Genomic DNA, 15768 nt, shown 5'->3' on the forward strand with positions numbered 1-15768 from the left:
AATCTGGGTATTTGCAAAGCCTTTTGGCTGGGCCGTGCGAAGGCTCCCTGGTCGGGAGCCAGCCGCACTCGACCAGCCACCCACCCTCACCCCTTCCGCCCCGCCAACCACGCCTTGATCTGCGGCACCCGCTGCGCACGCAGCTTCACCCGCGTGCGGATGTCGGCGATGGCCGCGTCCGCATCGCGGCGCGAGGTCGCGGCGAGATAGCGCTGCGCATACGCCTGGATCTTGTCGACCATCTTCAGGTCGACGGAGCCGGCGCCCAGGCGCGGGTAGTAGCGGGCGCGCGAGGTGGTGTCGATCAGGGTGTCCACCTGGTCGCGGTGGGCCACGGCGAAATCGAAGGCCAGGTCCGGATGCTCGCCCGCGACCGCCGAGATCATGGAGGCGCTGTTGGTGGCGCCGGGTTCGTCGGTCAGCGCCATGTCCAGGGCGCGTTGCGCGAGGGTGGTGTCCTTGGCGGCGGCCAGCAGCAGGTAGTCCTGGTCGCGGATCATCGAGGACGTCTCCTTCTGCGCCATCCGATGCAGCGCGTCCCAGGTGGCGGCGTCGGCATGGCGCGCGACGATGCCCAGCACGCTGTTGCGCAGTTCCGGCGACAAGGCCTTCGGGTCGGACTGGAATGCGGCGAAGCGGTGGCGCGCTTCGGCGATCACCTGGGCGTCGCCCAGGCCGCCGAGCGTGTCGATCAGGTGCGCGCGCAATTGCTTGGCCTGGGCGGCGTCGCTGGCGCGGTCGTCCCAGCCCAGGGTGGCGAACTCCGGCGCCAGCCGCGACAGCGCGTAGCGGCGCCAGGCGGCCTGGCTCTGCGGGTCGTCCTGGAACAGGTCGTCGATGCCGGCGTAGACCGTGGCGACGGTGACCCACAGGTCCGACGCCGCGCCCACCGGCACGGTGTCGGCCAGACCGAGCAGGTCCGCTTGCGGCTGCAGGCCGACCGTGGCCAATGCGCTGGTGTCCAGCAGCACGCCGAGCTGATCCACCACCGGCAGCGTGGCGAAGCCGGCGGTCAGCGCCTTGAATTGCGCGGGCGCGTACAGCGTGCGGTAGTAGCCCTTCTGCCCGGCGTTGACCAGCACCGGCGCGGTGCAGCCGGGCAGTTGCAGCTGCGCGCTGCCGTCCACCAGCACGCGCACTTCTTTGTCGCCGCTGCGCACGGCGACCGGCACGTGCCAGTGCAGCGGTTGTTTGTCGGGGCGGTCGAGGGTGTATTCGCCCTGCTCCAGGCGCACGACGGTGGTGCCGGCGTTGCAGCTGGCGGCGACCTTGATCAGCGGCACGCCGGGCTGCAGGGTGAAGTCGTGCGCCACCTGCAGGAACTGCTTGCCGGGCGCGGCAGCGTCGATTTCCTGCCACAGGTCGCCGGTGACGGCGTTGCCGTAGGCGCGCTTCTTGATATAGCGGCGCACGCCGTCGCGCCATGCGTCGGCGCCGACGTAGTCCTCCAGCATGCCGATCACCGCCGAGCCCTTTTCGTAGGTGATGCCGTCGAAGGCCTGGCTGGCCTGTTCGACGGTGTCCACTTTCTGCACCACCGGGTGGGTGGTGGCGTAGGCGTCGCGGCCCATGGCGGCGCGGCTGACGTAGGCCGGGCCGGTCTTGTCGATATCCCATTCCGGGTGCAGCTTGGCGGTGGTGCGGCCTTCCAGCCAGGTGGCGAAGCCTTCGTTGAGCCACAGGTCGTCCCACCAGGCCATGGTCACCAAATCGCCGAACCATTGGTGCGCGATCTCGTGCGCGGCGGTGGTGAACACGCGCTGGCGGTCGGTCACGTCCGACACCGCCGGGTCCAGCAGCAAGGAATGTTCGAAGGTGAAGATGGCGCCCCAGTTCTCCATGGCGCTGAAGAACTGACTGCCGCCCGGCGCGGCGATGTTGTCCAGCTTGGGCAGCGGATAGCGCACGCCGAAGTAGTCGTTGTATTCGCGCAGCACGTCGCGGCCGGACTCCAGCGCGAAGCGCGCCTGCTCGGCCTTGCCCTGCTGGGCGATCACGCCGATCTCGGTGCCGTTGTCGCCCTTGAGCGCGGTGCGCTGGAAATCGCCCACCCCCAGGAACAGCAGGTAGGTGGACATCTTCGGCGTGGTCTGGAACGCGACGCGCTTGAGGCCGTTGCCGAGGTCGGCGGTGGCGGCCACGGGCATGTTGCCGACCACCATCTGCGCGGCCGGCGCGTTCACCGTCAGGTCGAAAGTGGCCTTGAAGTCGGGTTCGTCCCAGGACGGCAGGAAACGGCGTGCGTCGGAGTTCTCGAACTGCGTGTACAGCGCGCGACGCTGGCCGTGCGGGGTGGCGTAGTCCAGCGCGAACAGGCCGTTGGCCTGGGTGTTGATGACGCCGCTGTAGTCGATGGACAGCACATAGCTGCCCGGCGCCAGCGGCTTGGCGAACACGAAGCTGGCGGTCTGCGCGTCGGCGTCGGTGGCGACCTTGGCCACCAGCGCCGCCTTGGCCTTGCCGCCGGTCAGGGTGCTGCGGCCGAAGCGCAGGTTGGCGGCCTGCAGCACGATGCGGTCGGTGGGCTGCAGCACGTCGAGCGCGATGCGGACCTTGCCGCCGAACGTCATCGTGTCGGCGTGCGGGGTGATCTCCAGCGCGTAATGGCGCGGCCTGGCGGTGCGCGGCAATTGCGTGGTGACCGACGCGACCGGCGCGGCGGCGACGCTGGGCGCAGGACGTTCCGGCTGGGCGAACGTGCACGGCGAGACGCTGGCCAAGGCCAGGGCGATGGCGGTCGTGAGGATCTGGCGCATGAGGGCTCTTCGAAGGGGCCGGCGCAGGATACAGACGGCGCGGCGCGTTCGACGCGGCCGCCTGCAACGCAGACAGCGGGCAATCAGCTCACGCCGCCAGGGCCCCGTCCTGCCGATCCGATGGCAGCGGCTAGGTCACGCCAGCTGCCTGAGTTGCGCCTCGCTGGGAAAGTCACGCACGCGAAAGCGCGGTGGATAGAAATCCGGTTCCTGCTCCATCAGTTCGGCGACCACCGCGACGGCCTTGTCCCAGTCCGCGACCACCATGTCGGCATCGCCCTCGTCCTTCGGCACGACGAAGGCGATGCGATCGGCTTTCGGCAAGGAGGTGTCGACATCGCGGGTCCAGGTCGCCAGCGAGAACTGCCGGCCGCTGCCGTCGTTCTCCTCGAACACGCGGTAGGAGGCGACGAAGATGTCGGTGTGGTTCGCGGCGTGGATCTTTTCCAGCAGGTCCTTCTGCAGGGAATAGGCCGGCGCATCCATCATGCGCTGCAGATCGGCCTGGCGGCGCCGGTGCTCGGGCTGCGGCAGCGCGAACGACACGATGCGGCGCGCGTCGTCATAGGCGAAGGCCACCGAGGAGATGCAGCGGCCATTCGCGGCCGCGTCCAGGCTCAGTTCCAGCATGCCCGCCATCGCGGTTTCGTCGCGGTCGCCCACTACCAGCAGGCAATCGCGGGTGGGCAGCATGAACACCGGCCGCCCCTTCACCGGAACGCGCTGCAGCACGTCGGGCAGCACCACGCGGCTGGTGTCGTAGGCGTCGTGCCAGGCACCCTGGAAGATGCCTGGGGCGACCTCGACGAAGCGGTCCGGCGTGGCGTCGCGCAGGTTGTCGTGGGCGATGGCCAGGGCTTGCTCGAAGGTGATGCCCCATGCGTCCTTCGGCCCAGCGAGCAGGGTCGAGGTCGAATCGGGGCGGTCGATCGCCAGCAACTCGACGCAGTCCTCGCTCAGCTCGCGCCAGACGGTGGTAAAAGGCGTCTCCCACCCATGCGCGCGGACATGCTCCAGGCGCATCTCCTCGAACATGGCGCGATGGCGCACGACGGGCATCAGCATCGGCCGCGCCTGCTCCAAGGTCTCGATCTGGTTGTCTGCGCCGCCCTCCTCCACGAAGGCCGCGGCATAGCTGCGCAGCACCTCGGCGCGGCGCTGGCGATCGGCGGTGGTGTAGTCGTGGTAGGCGTTGTGCAGATTGATGATGCGCCCGCGTGGCGCGACAAGGCGGAATTCGTCCGGCCGGTACGTTAGCTCCTCCCGGTAGCCCTGCGCGCGCAACGCGCCCTCGAACAACGTGGCGAACGCATCAGGAGGACTAGGTTTGCGATTGAACAGCTTGTCGAACAGGGCTGTGAGCATCAGCGGTCTTCCTTGGTGAAGTGGCGTCGTGCTTGTTGCGCGCAGAACGCTAGCACAGCTGCAGCGGCCACCAGGCTTCACCGGCAAGAAAGCCCCGCCGGAGCAGGGCGCGTCTCGGCCGCATTCCTTGTTCCGGAATGTGGAATGCCTCTCCTGCAGCCCGACACACAGACGCAAGAAAGGCCCCTTGCGGGGCCTCTCTGCACCTCAAGTCCCGGCATGCGCCGGGACGCCGGATCAGGCGAACGGATCCTGCAGCACCATCGTGTGGTCGCGGTCCGGGCCGGTGGAGACGATCGAGATCGGACAGCCGGCCAGTTCCTCCAGCGCGCGCAGGTAGGCGCGGGCGGCGGGCGGCAGTTCGTCCCACACGGTGATGCCGTGGGTGTTCTCGGTCCAGCCGGGGAACTCCAGGTACACCGGGGTGCACTCTTCCCAGCCCTGCGCGTCCAGCGGCGCGTATTCGGTGCGCTTGCCGCGGTATTCGTAGGCGATGCAGATCTTCAGCTTCTCCATGCCGTCGAGCACGTCGAGCTTGGTGATGCACAGGCCGGAGATGCCGTTGATGGCCACGGCGCGCTTGAGCGCGACGATGTCCATCCAGCCGCAGCGGCGCGGGCGGCCGGTGGAGGCGCCGTACTCGGCGCCGCGGTCGCGGATGCCCTGGCCGACTTCGTCGTCCAGTTCGGTCGGGAACGGGCCGCCGCCGACGCGGGTGGCGTAGGCCTTGGCGATGCCGAGCACGTAGTCGATCGCATCGGCGCCGACGCCGGTGCCGGCCAGCGCGCCGCCGACGGTGGTGTTGGAGCTGGTGACGTACGGGTAGGTGCCGTGGTCGATGTCCAGCAGCGCGCCCTGCGCGCCTTCGAACAGCACGCGCTTGCCCTGCTTGCGCAGCTCGTGAAGGATGCCGGCCACGTCGTACTTCATCGGCTGTACGTAGTCGCCGAAGGCCAGGGCCTCGTCGAAGGTCTTCTGGAAATCGACCGCTTCCACGCCCAGGTACTTGGTCAGCACGAAGTTGTGGTAGTCCAGCGCGGTGCGCAGCAGTTCTTCCAGCTGCGGCGGGTAATGCAGGTCGGCGATGCGGATGCCGCGACGCGCCACCTTGTCTTCGTACGCCGGGCCGATGCCGCGACCGGTGGTGCCGATGGCCTTGCCGCCGGCCGCCTTCTCGCGGGCCTGATCCAGGGCGATGTGGTACGGCATGATCAGCGGCGCGGCCGGGGAGATCTTCAGGCGCGAACGCACTTCCACGCCCGCTTCCTCCAGTTCGCTGATTTCCTTGATCAGGGCGGCCGGGGAAATCACCACGCCGTTGCCGATCAGGCACAGCGCGTCTTCGCGCAGGATGCCCGACGGGATCAGGTGCAGGACGGTCTTCTTGCCGTTGATGACGAGGGTGTGGCCGGCGTTGTGGCCGCCCTGGAAGCGCACGACGGCCCCGATTTCCTCGGTGAGCAGATCGACGATCTTGCCTTTGCCTTCATCGCCCCACTGGGCGCCGAGCACGACAACTGACTGACCCATGGCTGGGTAACTCCTGGTTTGCTGCGCAGCCATCGGGGCCGCACGGATGTGGTGGCCATGCACGGGTCTTGCCGGCGCCGGTACGGCCGCTCCATCGGGGAGCGTCCAGGCGGCGGCAGGCCCTTACACGGAAAAAGCCGGTCGAGGCGCTCGTGTGGAGCGGGCCCGGCCGGCTTTTGTGCATTATCCGGGTTTTGGGTGGCGGTCACCACCCCTTCCGCGGCCGCGTTCAGCGACGTACCCGGCTGGAGCGAACCGGATGCGGATCAGGCGCGGACCCACAGCAAGGCCAGCAGCCCCACCGCCAGGGCCACGCCGCCGGCGATGCGCAACTGCGCGGCCGGCATGGCCAGCATCTGCTGCACCAGCCGCTTCCAGGCCTCCGGCGCCACCAGCAGGACCAGGCCCTCGAAGACGATCATCAGGCACACCGCGGCGATCAGATCGTGCATGGGGTCTCGGGCAAAGGGGAATGGGCGAACGCGCCAGCGCTGGAGCGCCTTGAACCACCTGTAGGAGCGGCTTCAGCCGCGACATTTACCTTGCCGGAGAGTACCTGTCGCGGCTGAAGCCGCTCCCACAACAGGGGACTGTGGGGACCGGGATCCGCTCTTGCGAATCCCGAATCCCCAATGCCCAATCCCGGCTCGATCAGCGCTCGCTCTTCAGGTACTGCAGGAACGGATCGTTCTTGTCCAGCACGATCACCGCGTTGCCGTCGGCCATGGCGCCGCGATAGGCCTCCAGGCTGCGGTAGAACGCGTAGAACGACGGGTCGGCGGAGCCGGCCTTGCCGTAGATGCTGGCGGCCTCGGCGTCGCCTTCGCCGCGCAGCTTCTGCGCGTCGCGCTCGGCCTCGGCGACCAGCACGGTGCTCTCGCGGTCGGCCTGGGCCCGGATGGTCAGCGCCTGCTCTTCGCCTTCGGCGCGCAGCTTGCTGGCTTCCTGCTTGCGCTGCGCGCGCATGCGCTCGTACACGTCGGTGATCACCTGGCTGTCGGTCGGCAGGTCGATCTGCTTGATGCGCAGGTCGGTGATCTGCATGCCCAGGGTCTTGCCGGCGGCGTTGATCGCGCTCAGCTGCTGCGCGATCAGTTCGCTGCGGTCGCCGGACACCAGCTGCTGCAAGGTGCGCGAATTGATCTGGTTGCGCAGCGAATCGATGATGATCGGCGCCAGGCGCGCGTTGGCCACCTTCTCGTCGCCGCCGGTGGCGCGGTAGAAGGCGCGCACGTCGGAGATGTAGCCGATGGCGAAGAAGTCGACGCTGACGTCCTTCTGCTCGGCGGTGAAGTAACGCGCCGGCGGCGTGTCCAGCACCTGGAAGCGGCGATCGAACACGCGCGTGGTCTCCACCAGCGGCAGCTTGAAGTGCAGGCCCGGCTTGAGGTCGGCACGGGCCACGCGGCCCAGGTTCAGCACCATCGCGGTCTGGTCTTCGCGCACCACGAACACCGAGCTCAGCAGCGCGAACAACGCGATCACCGCAACGCCCGCCCACAGGGAAATTCTCATGGCTGCACCTCCTCGCGGCCGTTCGGGCGCGGCGTGCGCTCCGGACTGCGGATACTCTCGGCCGGGCTGCTGGACAGCGACGGCATCAGGACCTCCTGCGGCAACGTCGGCACGCCGCCGCTGCTGGACGGCGCCGGCGCGGCGCTGGCGCCGCTCTTGCCGCCATCGGCCGGCATCGGCACGTAGATCAGCTGGCGGCCGTCGCCGCCGATGACCTTGCGGTTCTCCGACAGCACCTTCTGCACGGTTTCCAGCCACAGCCGCTTGCGGGTGACGTCCGGCGCGTTCTGGTACTGCTGCTGCAGCAGGGTGAAGCGCTCGGCATCGCCCTGCGCGCGGGCGATCGACGCTTCCTTGTAGCCCTCGGCGACGGTACGGGTGCGCGCGGCCTGGCCGCGGGCTTCCGGCACCATCTTGGCGGCATAGGCCTGGGCCTCGTTGATCAGCCGCTCCTTGACCTGCTGGGCGCCGTTGACCTCGTCGAAGGCCGGCTTCACTTCTTCCGGCGGGCGCGCGTCGGGCAGGGTCAGCCCGGTCACGATCAGGCCGGTGCGGTAGGCACTGAGCGCGGCCTGCAGGCGGTCGCGCGCGGCGGTGGCCATCGGCCCGCGGTTGTTCAGCACCACGTTGAGGTCGGCGCGGCCGACCTGTTCGCGCACCGCGCTCTGCGCCGCCTGCTCCAGCACCTGGTCGGCGTTGCGCGAGCCGAACACGTACATGCGTGGGTCGTCGATGCGGTACTGCACGTTGAGCGAGACGCTGACGATGTTCTCGTCGCGGGTCAGCACCGGCACCTGGTTGCTGAAGGTCTTGATCTCGGTGGCGTTGACCTTGCGCACCGATTCGATCGGCCACGGCAGCTTGAAGTTCGGGCCTGGCTGCAGGATCCGCGAGAACTGGCCGAAGCGCAGCACCACGCCGCGCTGCTGCTCGCCGATCAGCTGGAAGCAACTGAACAGCAGCAGCAGCACCACCGCCGCCAGCACCCAGCGGCCGATGTTGGCGCCGTCGCCGCCGAACAGGTCCTTCAACGGACCGGGCAACCCGCCCCACTTGCCGCCACCATTGCCGCCACGAGGCTTCCAGGGATTGCGCCCGTTATTGTCCGGGCCATCTCCGCCCTTGCCGCCGGGTGTATTCCAGGCCATGCATGCTCCAAGAAGGTAGGTGGCGGCGCGTCGGTCCGCGCCGGTCACCGTAAGTGAGTCGCCGATTCTACAAGATGGGGCAGATCCGACGTTTCGAAAGGGCTATCTTGGTGCATTCCTTCGCGCCGACCAAGGTTTTCGCCATGTCGCTCCCCGCCAGCTTCCCCGCCTTCCGCATCCACCAGGACGATGCCGGCTACCGCGCCGCGGTCGAACCGGTGGGGCTTGACCAGCTCAGTCCCGGCGAAGTGGTGATCCGCGGCGCCTGGTCGTCGGTGAATTTCAAGGACGCGCTGGCCGGCACCGGCCAGGGCAAGATCCTGCGCCGGTTCCCGCTGGTCGGCGGCATCGACGTGGCCGGGCACGTGGTCGCCTCCAGCGATCCGGGCTTCAAGGAAGGCGATGCGGTGCTGGTCACCGGCTGCGGCCTCAGCGAGACCCGCGACGGCGGCTACAGCCGGTACGCGCGGCTGGAGGCCAAGTGGGTGGTGCCGCTGCCGGCCGGGCTGAGCCTGCGCGAGAGCATGGTGCTGGGCACCGCCGGCTTCACCGCGGCGCTGGCGCTGCTGCGCCTGCTCGACAACCGGCAGACCCCGGACCACGGCCCGCTGTGCGTGACCGGCGCCACCGGCGGGGTCGGCTCGCTGGCGATCGACATCTTCAGCCGCGCCGGCTTCGAAGTGCATGCGGTCAGCGGCAAGGCCGACCGCGCCGAGCACCTGAAGGCGCTGGGCGCCAGCCAGGTGCTGGGCCGCGACGCGCTGCAGACCAAGCGCCCGCTGGAGTCGGTGCGCTTCGGCGGCGGCCTGGACAACGTCGGCGGCGCGATGCTGACCAGCCTGCTGGCGCAGACGGCCCCGTACGGCAACGTCGCCAGCGCCGGGCTGGCGGCGACCCCGGAGCTGGACATGACGGTGATGCCATTCATCCTGCGCGGCGTGTCGCTGCTGGGGATCGGCTCGGCCGGCACCGCGCGCGACCTGCGCGACCTGATCTGGCAGCACCTGGGCAGCGACTGGAAACCGCGCCACCTGGACGCGATCTGCACCCGCGAAGTGGACCTGTCCGGCCTGCCCGAAGTGTTCGCGACGATGCTCGCCGGGCAGTCGTTCGGGCGCACCGTGGTGCGGCTGGATCCGGCGGCGTAGACGTGCCCGGGGGTTTGTGACGCGCACCGCTTTCCGGGTGCGCGCCGCTGCCACTACACTCGTGGCTCCAAGGGGGAAACACATGGCACGCATCCTGATCGTCGACGATTCGCCGTCGCAGTTGCTCGGCATCCAGCGCATCGTGGAGAAGCTGGGCCACGAAACGCTCACCGCCACCGACGGTGCGGCCGGCGTGGAAGCGGCCAAGGCGGCGCTGCCGGACCTGGTGCTGATGGACGTGGTGATGCCCAACCTCAACGGTTTCCAGGCCACCCGCACGCTGCGCCGCGAGCCGAGCACGCAGAACATCCCGGTGATCCTGGTCACCACCAAGGACCAGGACACCGACCGCATGTGGGGCATGCGCCAGGGCGCCCGCGCCTACATCACCAAGCCGTTCTCCGAAGATGAGCTGTCTGAGGTGATCGAGCGGGTGTTCAGCGGCGAGGATGTGCCGAAGGGCTGAAAGGCCGGGATTGGGGATTCGGGATTAGGGATTGAGGTGCAGCCGAGGCCGCCATGCGCTCTCGCCCTGCGCTTTTTGTAGGAGGGGCTTCAGCCCCGACGCCTTACCGGTAACGCGCCGGGGCTGAAGCCCCTCCTACAGGAAAGCACAAGCTGCGGCAGGCCTGGGAAACTCGAATCCCCAATGCCGAATCCCGAATCCCGGCTTCACACTGCCTCGCCGAACGCCTTGGCCAGACTGCGATAGGCCTTGCGCTGCGCCTCGGTCTCCGGCGCCGGTGCCAGCACTTCCAGTTCCACGATCTGGTCGCCCGCCGGGGTGCCCGGCAGGCCGCGGCCGCGCAGGCGCAGCTTGCGCCCGGCGTCGGACTCCGGCGGGATCTTCAGCTCCACCGCACCGCCCAGGGTCGGCACGCTGATGCTGGTGCCCAGCGCCGCCTGCCACGGCGTCACCGGCAGGGTGTACAGGATGTTGAGCCCGTCCACCTCGAACTGCGGGTGCGCGGCGTATTCGATCTCCAGCAGCAGGTTGCTGCCGCCGTTGCCCTGCCCGCTCAGCCGGATCACCTGGCCGGGGCGCACGCCCTTGGGCACGCGCACGTCCAGCTGCTTGCCGTTGATGGTGATGCGCACGCTGTCGCCGGCGTACACCGCCTCCAGCGGCACCGCCAGCTTGGCGCGGGTGTCGCCGCGCGGCGCCGCGCCCGGGCCGGGACCGGGGCCGGCACCGCCCTGGCGCGCGCGCTGCTGGCGCGCGAACAGGCTCTCGAAGAAATCGCTGAAGCCGCCGCCGGCGCCGCCGTTGCCGAACACTTCCTCGAAGTCGTAGCCCTGCGCGCCGCCGTAGTTGGGCGGGGCCTGGAACTCTTCGCCGGGCCGGTAGCCCTGCGCGCGCAGCTGATCGTAGGCGGCGCGCTTGGGCGGATCGCGCAGCGCTTCGTAGGCCTCGTTGATGGCCTTGAACTTGTCCTCGGCGCCGGCCTCCTTGCTGACGTCGGGATGGTACTTGCGCGCCAGCCGCCGGTAGGCGGTCTTGATCTCGGCGTCGCCCGCGCTGGGCTCCACGCCCAGGGTCGCGTAGTAATCCTTGAATTCCATCCATCACCTCAAAAAGAGTCGGCCCGCCGCCTTGCGGCAACGGGCCGGTTGCATGCTGCGCACCATCGCCCGGCCATTCTACTGGCCGGCCGCGAAGGCGCGGCGACGCCGCGGCGTCGCCGGCGCGGGCGGGCGCTTACTGCACGATCGTGGCCCCGGTGTCGACCTGGATCCGGCGCGGCGTGCTCGCCGGGCGCTTGGGGATGCGCACTTCCAGCACGCCATGGTAGCCGGTGGCGGAAATGTTGTCGGGATCGGCGCTGTCGGGCAGCGCGAAACGGCGGTGGAAGCTGCCGTAGCGGCGCTCGATGCGCGAGAAGCGCTCGCTGTCGGCGGTGGACTCGCTCTTGCGCTCGCCCTTGATCGACAGGATGCCCTTGTCCATCGACACCTCGATCTCGGCCGGGTCGATGCCGGGCAGGTCGGCGTACAGCACGAAACGCTCGGCTTCCTCCTTGATGTCCACGCGCGGCACCCACTGCGCGGTGACGACGGCCGACTCGTCGGTGCCGCCGTTGGGGTCGAAGAAGCGGTCGAACACCTGCTTGATCTCGTTCTGGAAGGCGGCCTGGGCCGGCAACGGGCGATAACGGACGATGCTCATCTCGTAGTCTCCTGCAACGTGAATGGGATAAACCCTGACGGGTGGTTAGCGGCGCCGGGCCAGGCCCGCCGCCATGCCTGCCAGATAGGAATGGCCCTGCGCTTTTCAAGGGGCCTTGACGCTGCCTTCCCATTCCGATTTCTAGACTCGATTCATCCAAGGAGCCCGATATGCCCATCCAGCCCGGCGAACGCATTCCCGAAGTGGTCCTGCAACGCATCCGCGAGGGCGTGGAGCAGGTGGACACCCGCAGCCTGTTCGACGGCCACCGCGTGCTGCTGTTCGCGGTGCCCGGCGCGTTCACCCCGACCTGCTCGGAGAAGCACCTGCCCGGCTATGTCGAGCACTTCGAGGAATTCCGCAAGCGCGGCATCGAGGTGTACTGCATGGCGGTCAACGACCCGTTCGTGATGCAGGCCTGGGGCAAGAGCCAGCTGGTGCCCGACGGCCTGCAGATGCTGTCCGACGGCAACGGCGCACTGGCCAAGGCGCTGGGCCTGGAAATGGACGCCAGCAGCTACGGCATGGGCGTGCGGGCGCGGCGCTTCGCGCTGTACGCCGAGGACGGCGTAGTGCGCGCGCTGTTCGTCGAGGCCCCGGGCGAATTCAAGGTCTCCGCTGCCGACTACGTGCTGCAGCACCTTCCCGACCCGCAGCATCTCCCCACCTAATCTTTCTTTCACCCACCACACAGGAACCGGCCAGCCATGTCCAACAAGCCAGCCAACGACGCCAAGCCGCTGCAGCACACCGCCGGCCTCACCGATACCGCTACGCTGCGCGCCAATGCACGCCAGAGCATCGAGGACGGCGCGATCACCAAGAGCTACAGCGCCGACCGCGAGGCGGTGATCAAGCTGCTCAACGATGCGCTCGCCACCGAGTACGTGTGCGTGCTGCGCTACTACCGCCACTACTTCATGGCCTCGGGCATGCTCGCCGACTCGGTCAAGGCCGAGTTCCTGGAGCATGCGCAGCAGGAACAGGAACACGCGCACAAGCTGGCCGAACGCATCGTGCAGTTGGGCGGCGAGCCGGACCTCAATCCCGACACGCTGACCGCGCGCTCGCATGCCGAATACAAGGAAGGCGAAGACCTGCGCGACATGGTCAAGGAAAACCTGATCGCCGAGCGCATCGCCATCGACAGCTACCGCGAGATGATCAATTTCATCGGCGACAAGGACACCACCACCAAGCGCATCCTGGAGCACATCCTGGCCCAGGAAGAAGAGCATGCCGACGAGTTCTCCGACATGCTGGAAGGCTGGATCGGGAAGTAATCCGACCAGTCGCATGCATGACATCAGCGCCCGGCACTGCCGGGCGTTTTTTTCGCGGCAACCGCGGTGGGATTGGCCGGTAACGCGCGGCGCGGCCGGAACAGGATCGTGCGTCCGCGTGACGCGCCGAGCGCCCCGCCTCTTCGGGCGCCCTCCCCGCTCGAAAGGATGCCGCGACAATCTCCGCGACGTTCGCAGGCGCTGGCCTTTTGCAGGCAACCGCAGCACACCGTGCAGGAGCGGCTTCAGCCGCGACAGGGACCTTCGGCAAGTTCATGTCGCGGCTGAAGCCGCTCCTACAGAAGGCTGAGCCCGAGCAAGCCCCTTGGGGCTTCCCTGGCCGATGTCGTCGCAGGGGACGCACATGCTGTGGGAATCCGGGGCTGCGCGCCGCGCCGTCCGCCGCCGACCGCCCCGCGCAAGTGCACTCAATGCAGCACGCGGAACCGCACCTGGGTCCACGCGCCATTGCTGGCCAGCGCGGTCAGGGTGTGGTCGCCGGCATCGGCGAAATCGCGCTGGAAGTTGCGCGCGCCTTCGGTGCGGGCGATCCAGCGGCCGTCCAGCAGCCAATCCACCGGCGCGGTGGTGCCCAGCGCACGCACCTGCAGGCGCACGCTGGGGCTGCCCGGCGCGCGCGCCAGGGTGGCACGGTCGTTGAGCCCTTCGATGCGCAGCACGTCGTTGCCGCCGCGGCCGTCGTCGCGGCAGTCCGGCGCCAGCGCCGGCAGTTGCCCGGCCTGGCGTTCGCTGGCGTGCAGCCATGGCGTCAGCAACGCCGGCCAGCGCGCGAGTTCGCGCTGCACCGCCTGGTGCGGCCGCGCGCAATCGGGCGACAGGCGCAGGCCGCTGCGCGCGTCCACCTGCACCGTGTCGCGGCCGGCGCTCCATAGCCGCGCGTCGCGCTCGGCGAAGCTCGGCGGCACCGCGCCGTCCAGCGCGTAGGCGGAGAAGCGCCGCTGGCACAGCGCGGGCGGGGTCTGTTCGGCGGCGATGCCCAGCGGCCAGCACACGTCCAGCTGTTGCACGTTGTCGGGCATCGGCCGCGGCGCGTTGTCGCCGCGCGCGCGCGGCAGGCTGTCGATGGTCTCGAACATCAGCGGCAGCGCGGTCACCGCGCCGTACTGGCCGGGCAGCGGGGTGCCGTCCGGGCGCCCGACCCAGACCCCGACCGTGTAGCGGCGGGTGCTGCCGATCGCCCAGGCATCGCGGTAGCCGTAGCTGGTGCCGGTCTTCCACGCCACGCGCGGGCGCGTGCCGACATCGAAGGTGCCGATGCCGTAGCCGGGGCGCGGGTTGGCCTCGAGGATCTCGCGCACGATCCACGCCGCGCCGGGCGACATCAGCCGCCGGTCGATGACCTTGTCGGTGGCGGTGTAGCGCACGTGCCCGGCGATGCCGTCGCGGTTCAGCGCGGCGAACGCGCCGACCAGTTCTTCCAGCTGCGCGCCGGTGCCGCCGAGGATCAATGCCAGGTTCGGCGTGCTGCCGCGCGGAAACTTCAGGCCGATACCGGCATTGTTCAGGCGCGCGGCGAAACGCGCCGGGCCGACCCGCTCGAGCAGGTCCACCGCCGGCACGTTCAACGACAGGCGCAAGGCGCTGGCGGCGCCGACCGGACCGTTGAAGGCCTCGTCGAAATTGCCCGGGCGGTAGTCGCCGAAACTCTGCGGCGCGTCCACCAGCAGGCTTTCGGAGTGGATCAGGCCGTCGTCCAGGGCCATGCCGTACAGGAACGGCTTGAGCGTGGAGCCGGGCGAGCGCCAGGCCTGGACCATGTCCACGTCGCCGAGCCGCTTGCGATCGCCGAACAGCACCGAGCCGATGTAGGCGCGCGCCTGCAGGTCGCGGTTGTCCACCACCAGCAACGCCGCGGAGGTGCGCTCGGGCAGCTGCGAGAAATACGCGCTGACCCGATCCTCCAGGGTGCGCTGCAGATCCGCATCGAGGGTGGAGACGATGTGCGCGGCGCGCGGCGCTTGCCGGCGCAGGCGCTCGGCCAGCAGCGCGGCATGCATCGGCGACTGCAGCGAACGCGCCACCACCGGCTCGATGCGCGCGTCGTCGACCTGCTCGCGCGACCACACGTGCAGGTCGACCATGCGCTCGAGCACCTTGTCGCGCGCGACGCGCGCGGCCTCCGGATGCCGGTCCGGGCGCAGCCGGCTCGGCGCCTGCGGCAGCACCGCCAGCAGCGCCGCCTCGGCCTGCGACAGGCGCGATGCCGGCTTGCCCAGGTAGGCCCAGCTGGCCGCGTCCACGCCTTCGATGGTGCCGCCGTAGGGCGCGCGCTCCAGGTACAGCTGCAGGATCTGACGCTTGCTCAGGTGCACTTCCAGCTGCAGCGCGCGCAACAGCTGCTGCAGCTTGCCCAGCGGGCTGCGCGTGCTGACGTCGTCCGGCATCAGGATCCGCGCCACCTGCATGGTCAGGGTGGAACCGCCGGAGACGATGCGGCGCGAGAACACCCACTGCTTGCCGGCGCGCAGCAGCGCCCACGGGTTGACCCCGGGGTGATGCCAGAACCAGCGGTCCTCGTAGTTCAGCAGCGCCTGCAGGTACAGCGGCGACACGCTCTGCGGCGTGGCCGGGTAGCGCCACACGCCGTTGCCGTCGGCGAAGGCGCGCAGCGGCGTGCCGTCGGCGGCCACCACCAGGGTCGAGGTGTCGCGCGATTTCGGCAGCGGCAGCGGGAACGCCAGGTCCAGCAGCAACAGCGTGGCCAGCAACGCCACCGTGCCCCAGCGCAACACGCGCCAATGCAGGCGGCCCCACTGCGGCCGTGGCAGCAGGCGCGTCCAGCGCCGGGTGCGCCGCGCGCGGGGCGTGGCGGCGGAGACGTCCTGTGACATGCGG

13 protein-coding genes are annotated in these 15768 nt (G+C 69.3%); 4 read left to right on the forward strand and 9 right to left on the reverse strand.

The genetic code is table 11. The features are described 5' to 3' along the window. Nucleotides 1–86: 86 nt before the first annotated feature. From H9658_RS07970 to hflK, 6 genes are all read right to left on the reverse strand, one after another. The gene (locus H9658_RS07970; RefSeq protein WP_191824984.1) at nucleotides 87–2756 is read right to left on the reverse strand and encodes a M1 family metallopeptidase; all 2670 of its coding nucleotides are present in this window, start codon (nucleotides 2754–2756) and stop codon (nucleotides 87–89) included. Between the two features lie 135 nt (nucleotides 2757–2891). Then, nucleotides 2892–4121, reverse strand: a complete 1230-nt coding sequence (locus H9658_RS07975) for a hypothetical protein (RefSeq protein ID WP_191824985.1) — start codon at nucleotides 4119–4121, stop codon at nucleotides 2892–2894. A 237-nt stretch (nucleotides 4122–4358) separates the two neighbouring features. Further along, on the reverse strand, nucleotides 4359–5651 hold the full coding sequence (locus tag H9658_RS07980; RefSeq protein WP_191824986.1) for an adenylosuccinate synthase: 1293 nt from the start codon (nucleotides 5649–5651) through the stop codon (nucleotides 4359–4361). Between the two features lie 266 nt (nucleotides 5652–5917). Next, on the reverse strand, nucleotides 5918–6103 hold the full coding sequence (locus H9658_RS07985) for a DUF2065 domain-containing protein (protein ID WP_191824987.1): 186 nt from the start codon (nucleotides 6101–6103) through the stop codon (nucleotides 5918–5920). A 199-nt stretch (nucleotides 6104–6302) separates the two neighbouring features. Further along, nucleotides 6303–7166: a protease modulator HflC gene (hflC, locus tag H9658_RS07990; RefSeq protein WP_191824988.1), complete on the reverse strand. Its 864-nt coding sequence runs from the start codon at nucleotides 7164–7166 to the stop codon at nucleotides 6303–6305. Next, complete coding sequence (gene hflK, locus H9658_RS07995; protein ID WP_191824989.1) at nucleotides 7163–8314, reverse strand: FtsH protease activity modulator HflK; 1152 nt, start codon at nucleotides 8312–8314, stop codon at nucleotides 7163–7165. Before hflK ends, hflC begins: the two co-directional genes overlap by 4 nt. A 143-nt stretch (nucleotides 8315–8457) precedes the next feature. Here hflK and H9658_RS08000 point away from each other — a divergent pair, with 143 nt between their 5' ends. Then, nucleotides 8458–9462 (forward strand): acrylyl-CoA reductase family protein, encoded by a 1005-nt coding sequence (locus H9658_RS08000; protein WP_191824990.1) that lies wholly within the window; start codon nucleotides 8458–8460, stop codon nucleotides 9460–9462. Nucleotides 9463–9544: 82 nt separating this feature from the next. Beyond that, complete coding sequence (gene pilH, locus H9658_RS08005) at nucleotides 9545–9928, forward strand: twitching motility response regulator PilH (protein WP_191824991.1); 384 nt, start codon at nucleotides 9545–9547, stop codon at nucleotides 9926–9928. Nucleotides 9929–10134: 206 nt separating this feature from the next. On the opposite strand, the gene H9658_RS08010 is transcribed toward pilH, so the two are convergent. Next, complete coding sequence (locus H9658_RS08010; protein WP_179570701.1) at nucleotides 10135–11025, reverse strand: DnaJ C-terminal domain-containing protein; 891 nt, start codon at nucleotides 11023–11025, stop codon at nucleotides 10135–10137. Nucleotides 11026–11161: 136 nt separating this feature from the next. Next, nucleotides 11162–11629 (reverse strand): Hsp20/alpha crystallin family protein, encoded by a 468-nt coding sequence (locus tag H9658_RS08015; RefSeq protein ID WP_179570700.1) that lies wholly within the window; start codon nucleotides 11627–11629, stop codon nucleotides 11162–11164. Nucleotides 11630–11799: 170 nt separating this feature from the next. Here H9658_RS08015 and H9658_RS08020 point away from each other — a divergent pair, with 170 nt between their 5' ends. Further along, complete coding sequence (locus tag H9658_RS08020; RefSeq protein ID WP_179570699.1) at nucleotides 11800–12300, forward strand: peroxiredoxin; 501 nt, start codon at nucleotides 11800–11802, stop codon at nucleotides 12298–12300. 36 nt (nucleotides 12301–12336) lie between these two features. Next, nucleotides 12337–12912 (forward strand): ferritin-like domain-containing protein, encoded by a 576-nt coding sequence (locus H9658_RS08025; protein WP_179570698.1) that lies wholly within the window; start codon nucleotides 12337–12339, stop codon nucleotides 12910–12912. A 428-nt stretch (nucleotides 12913–13340) separates the two neighbouring features. On the opposite strand, the gene pbpC is transcribed toward H9658_RS08025, so the two are convergent. Beyond that, nucleotides 13341–15764: a penicillin-binding protein 1C gene (pbpC, locus tag H9658_RS08030; RefSeq protein WP_191824992.1), complete on the reverse strand. Its 2424-nt coding sequence runs from the start codon at nucleotides 15762–15764 to the stop codon at nucleotides 13341–13343. Between the last annotated feature and the right edge of the window lie 4 nt (nucleotides 15765–15768).

The sequence above is a fragment of the Xanthomonas bonasiae genome (genome assembly GCF_014836395.1).
GTDB lineage: Bacteria > Pseudomonadota > Gammaproteobacteria > Xanthomonadales > Xanthomonadaceae > Xanthomonas_A > Xanthomonas_A bonasiae.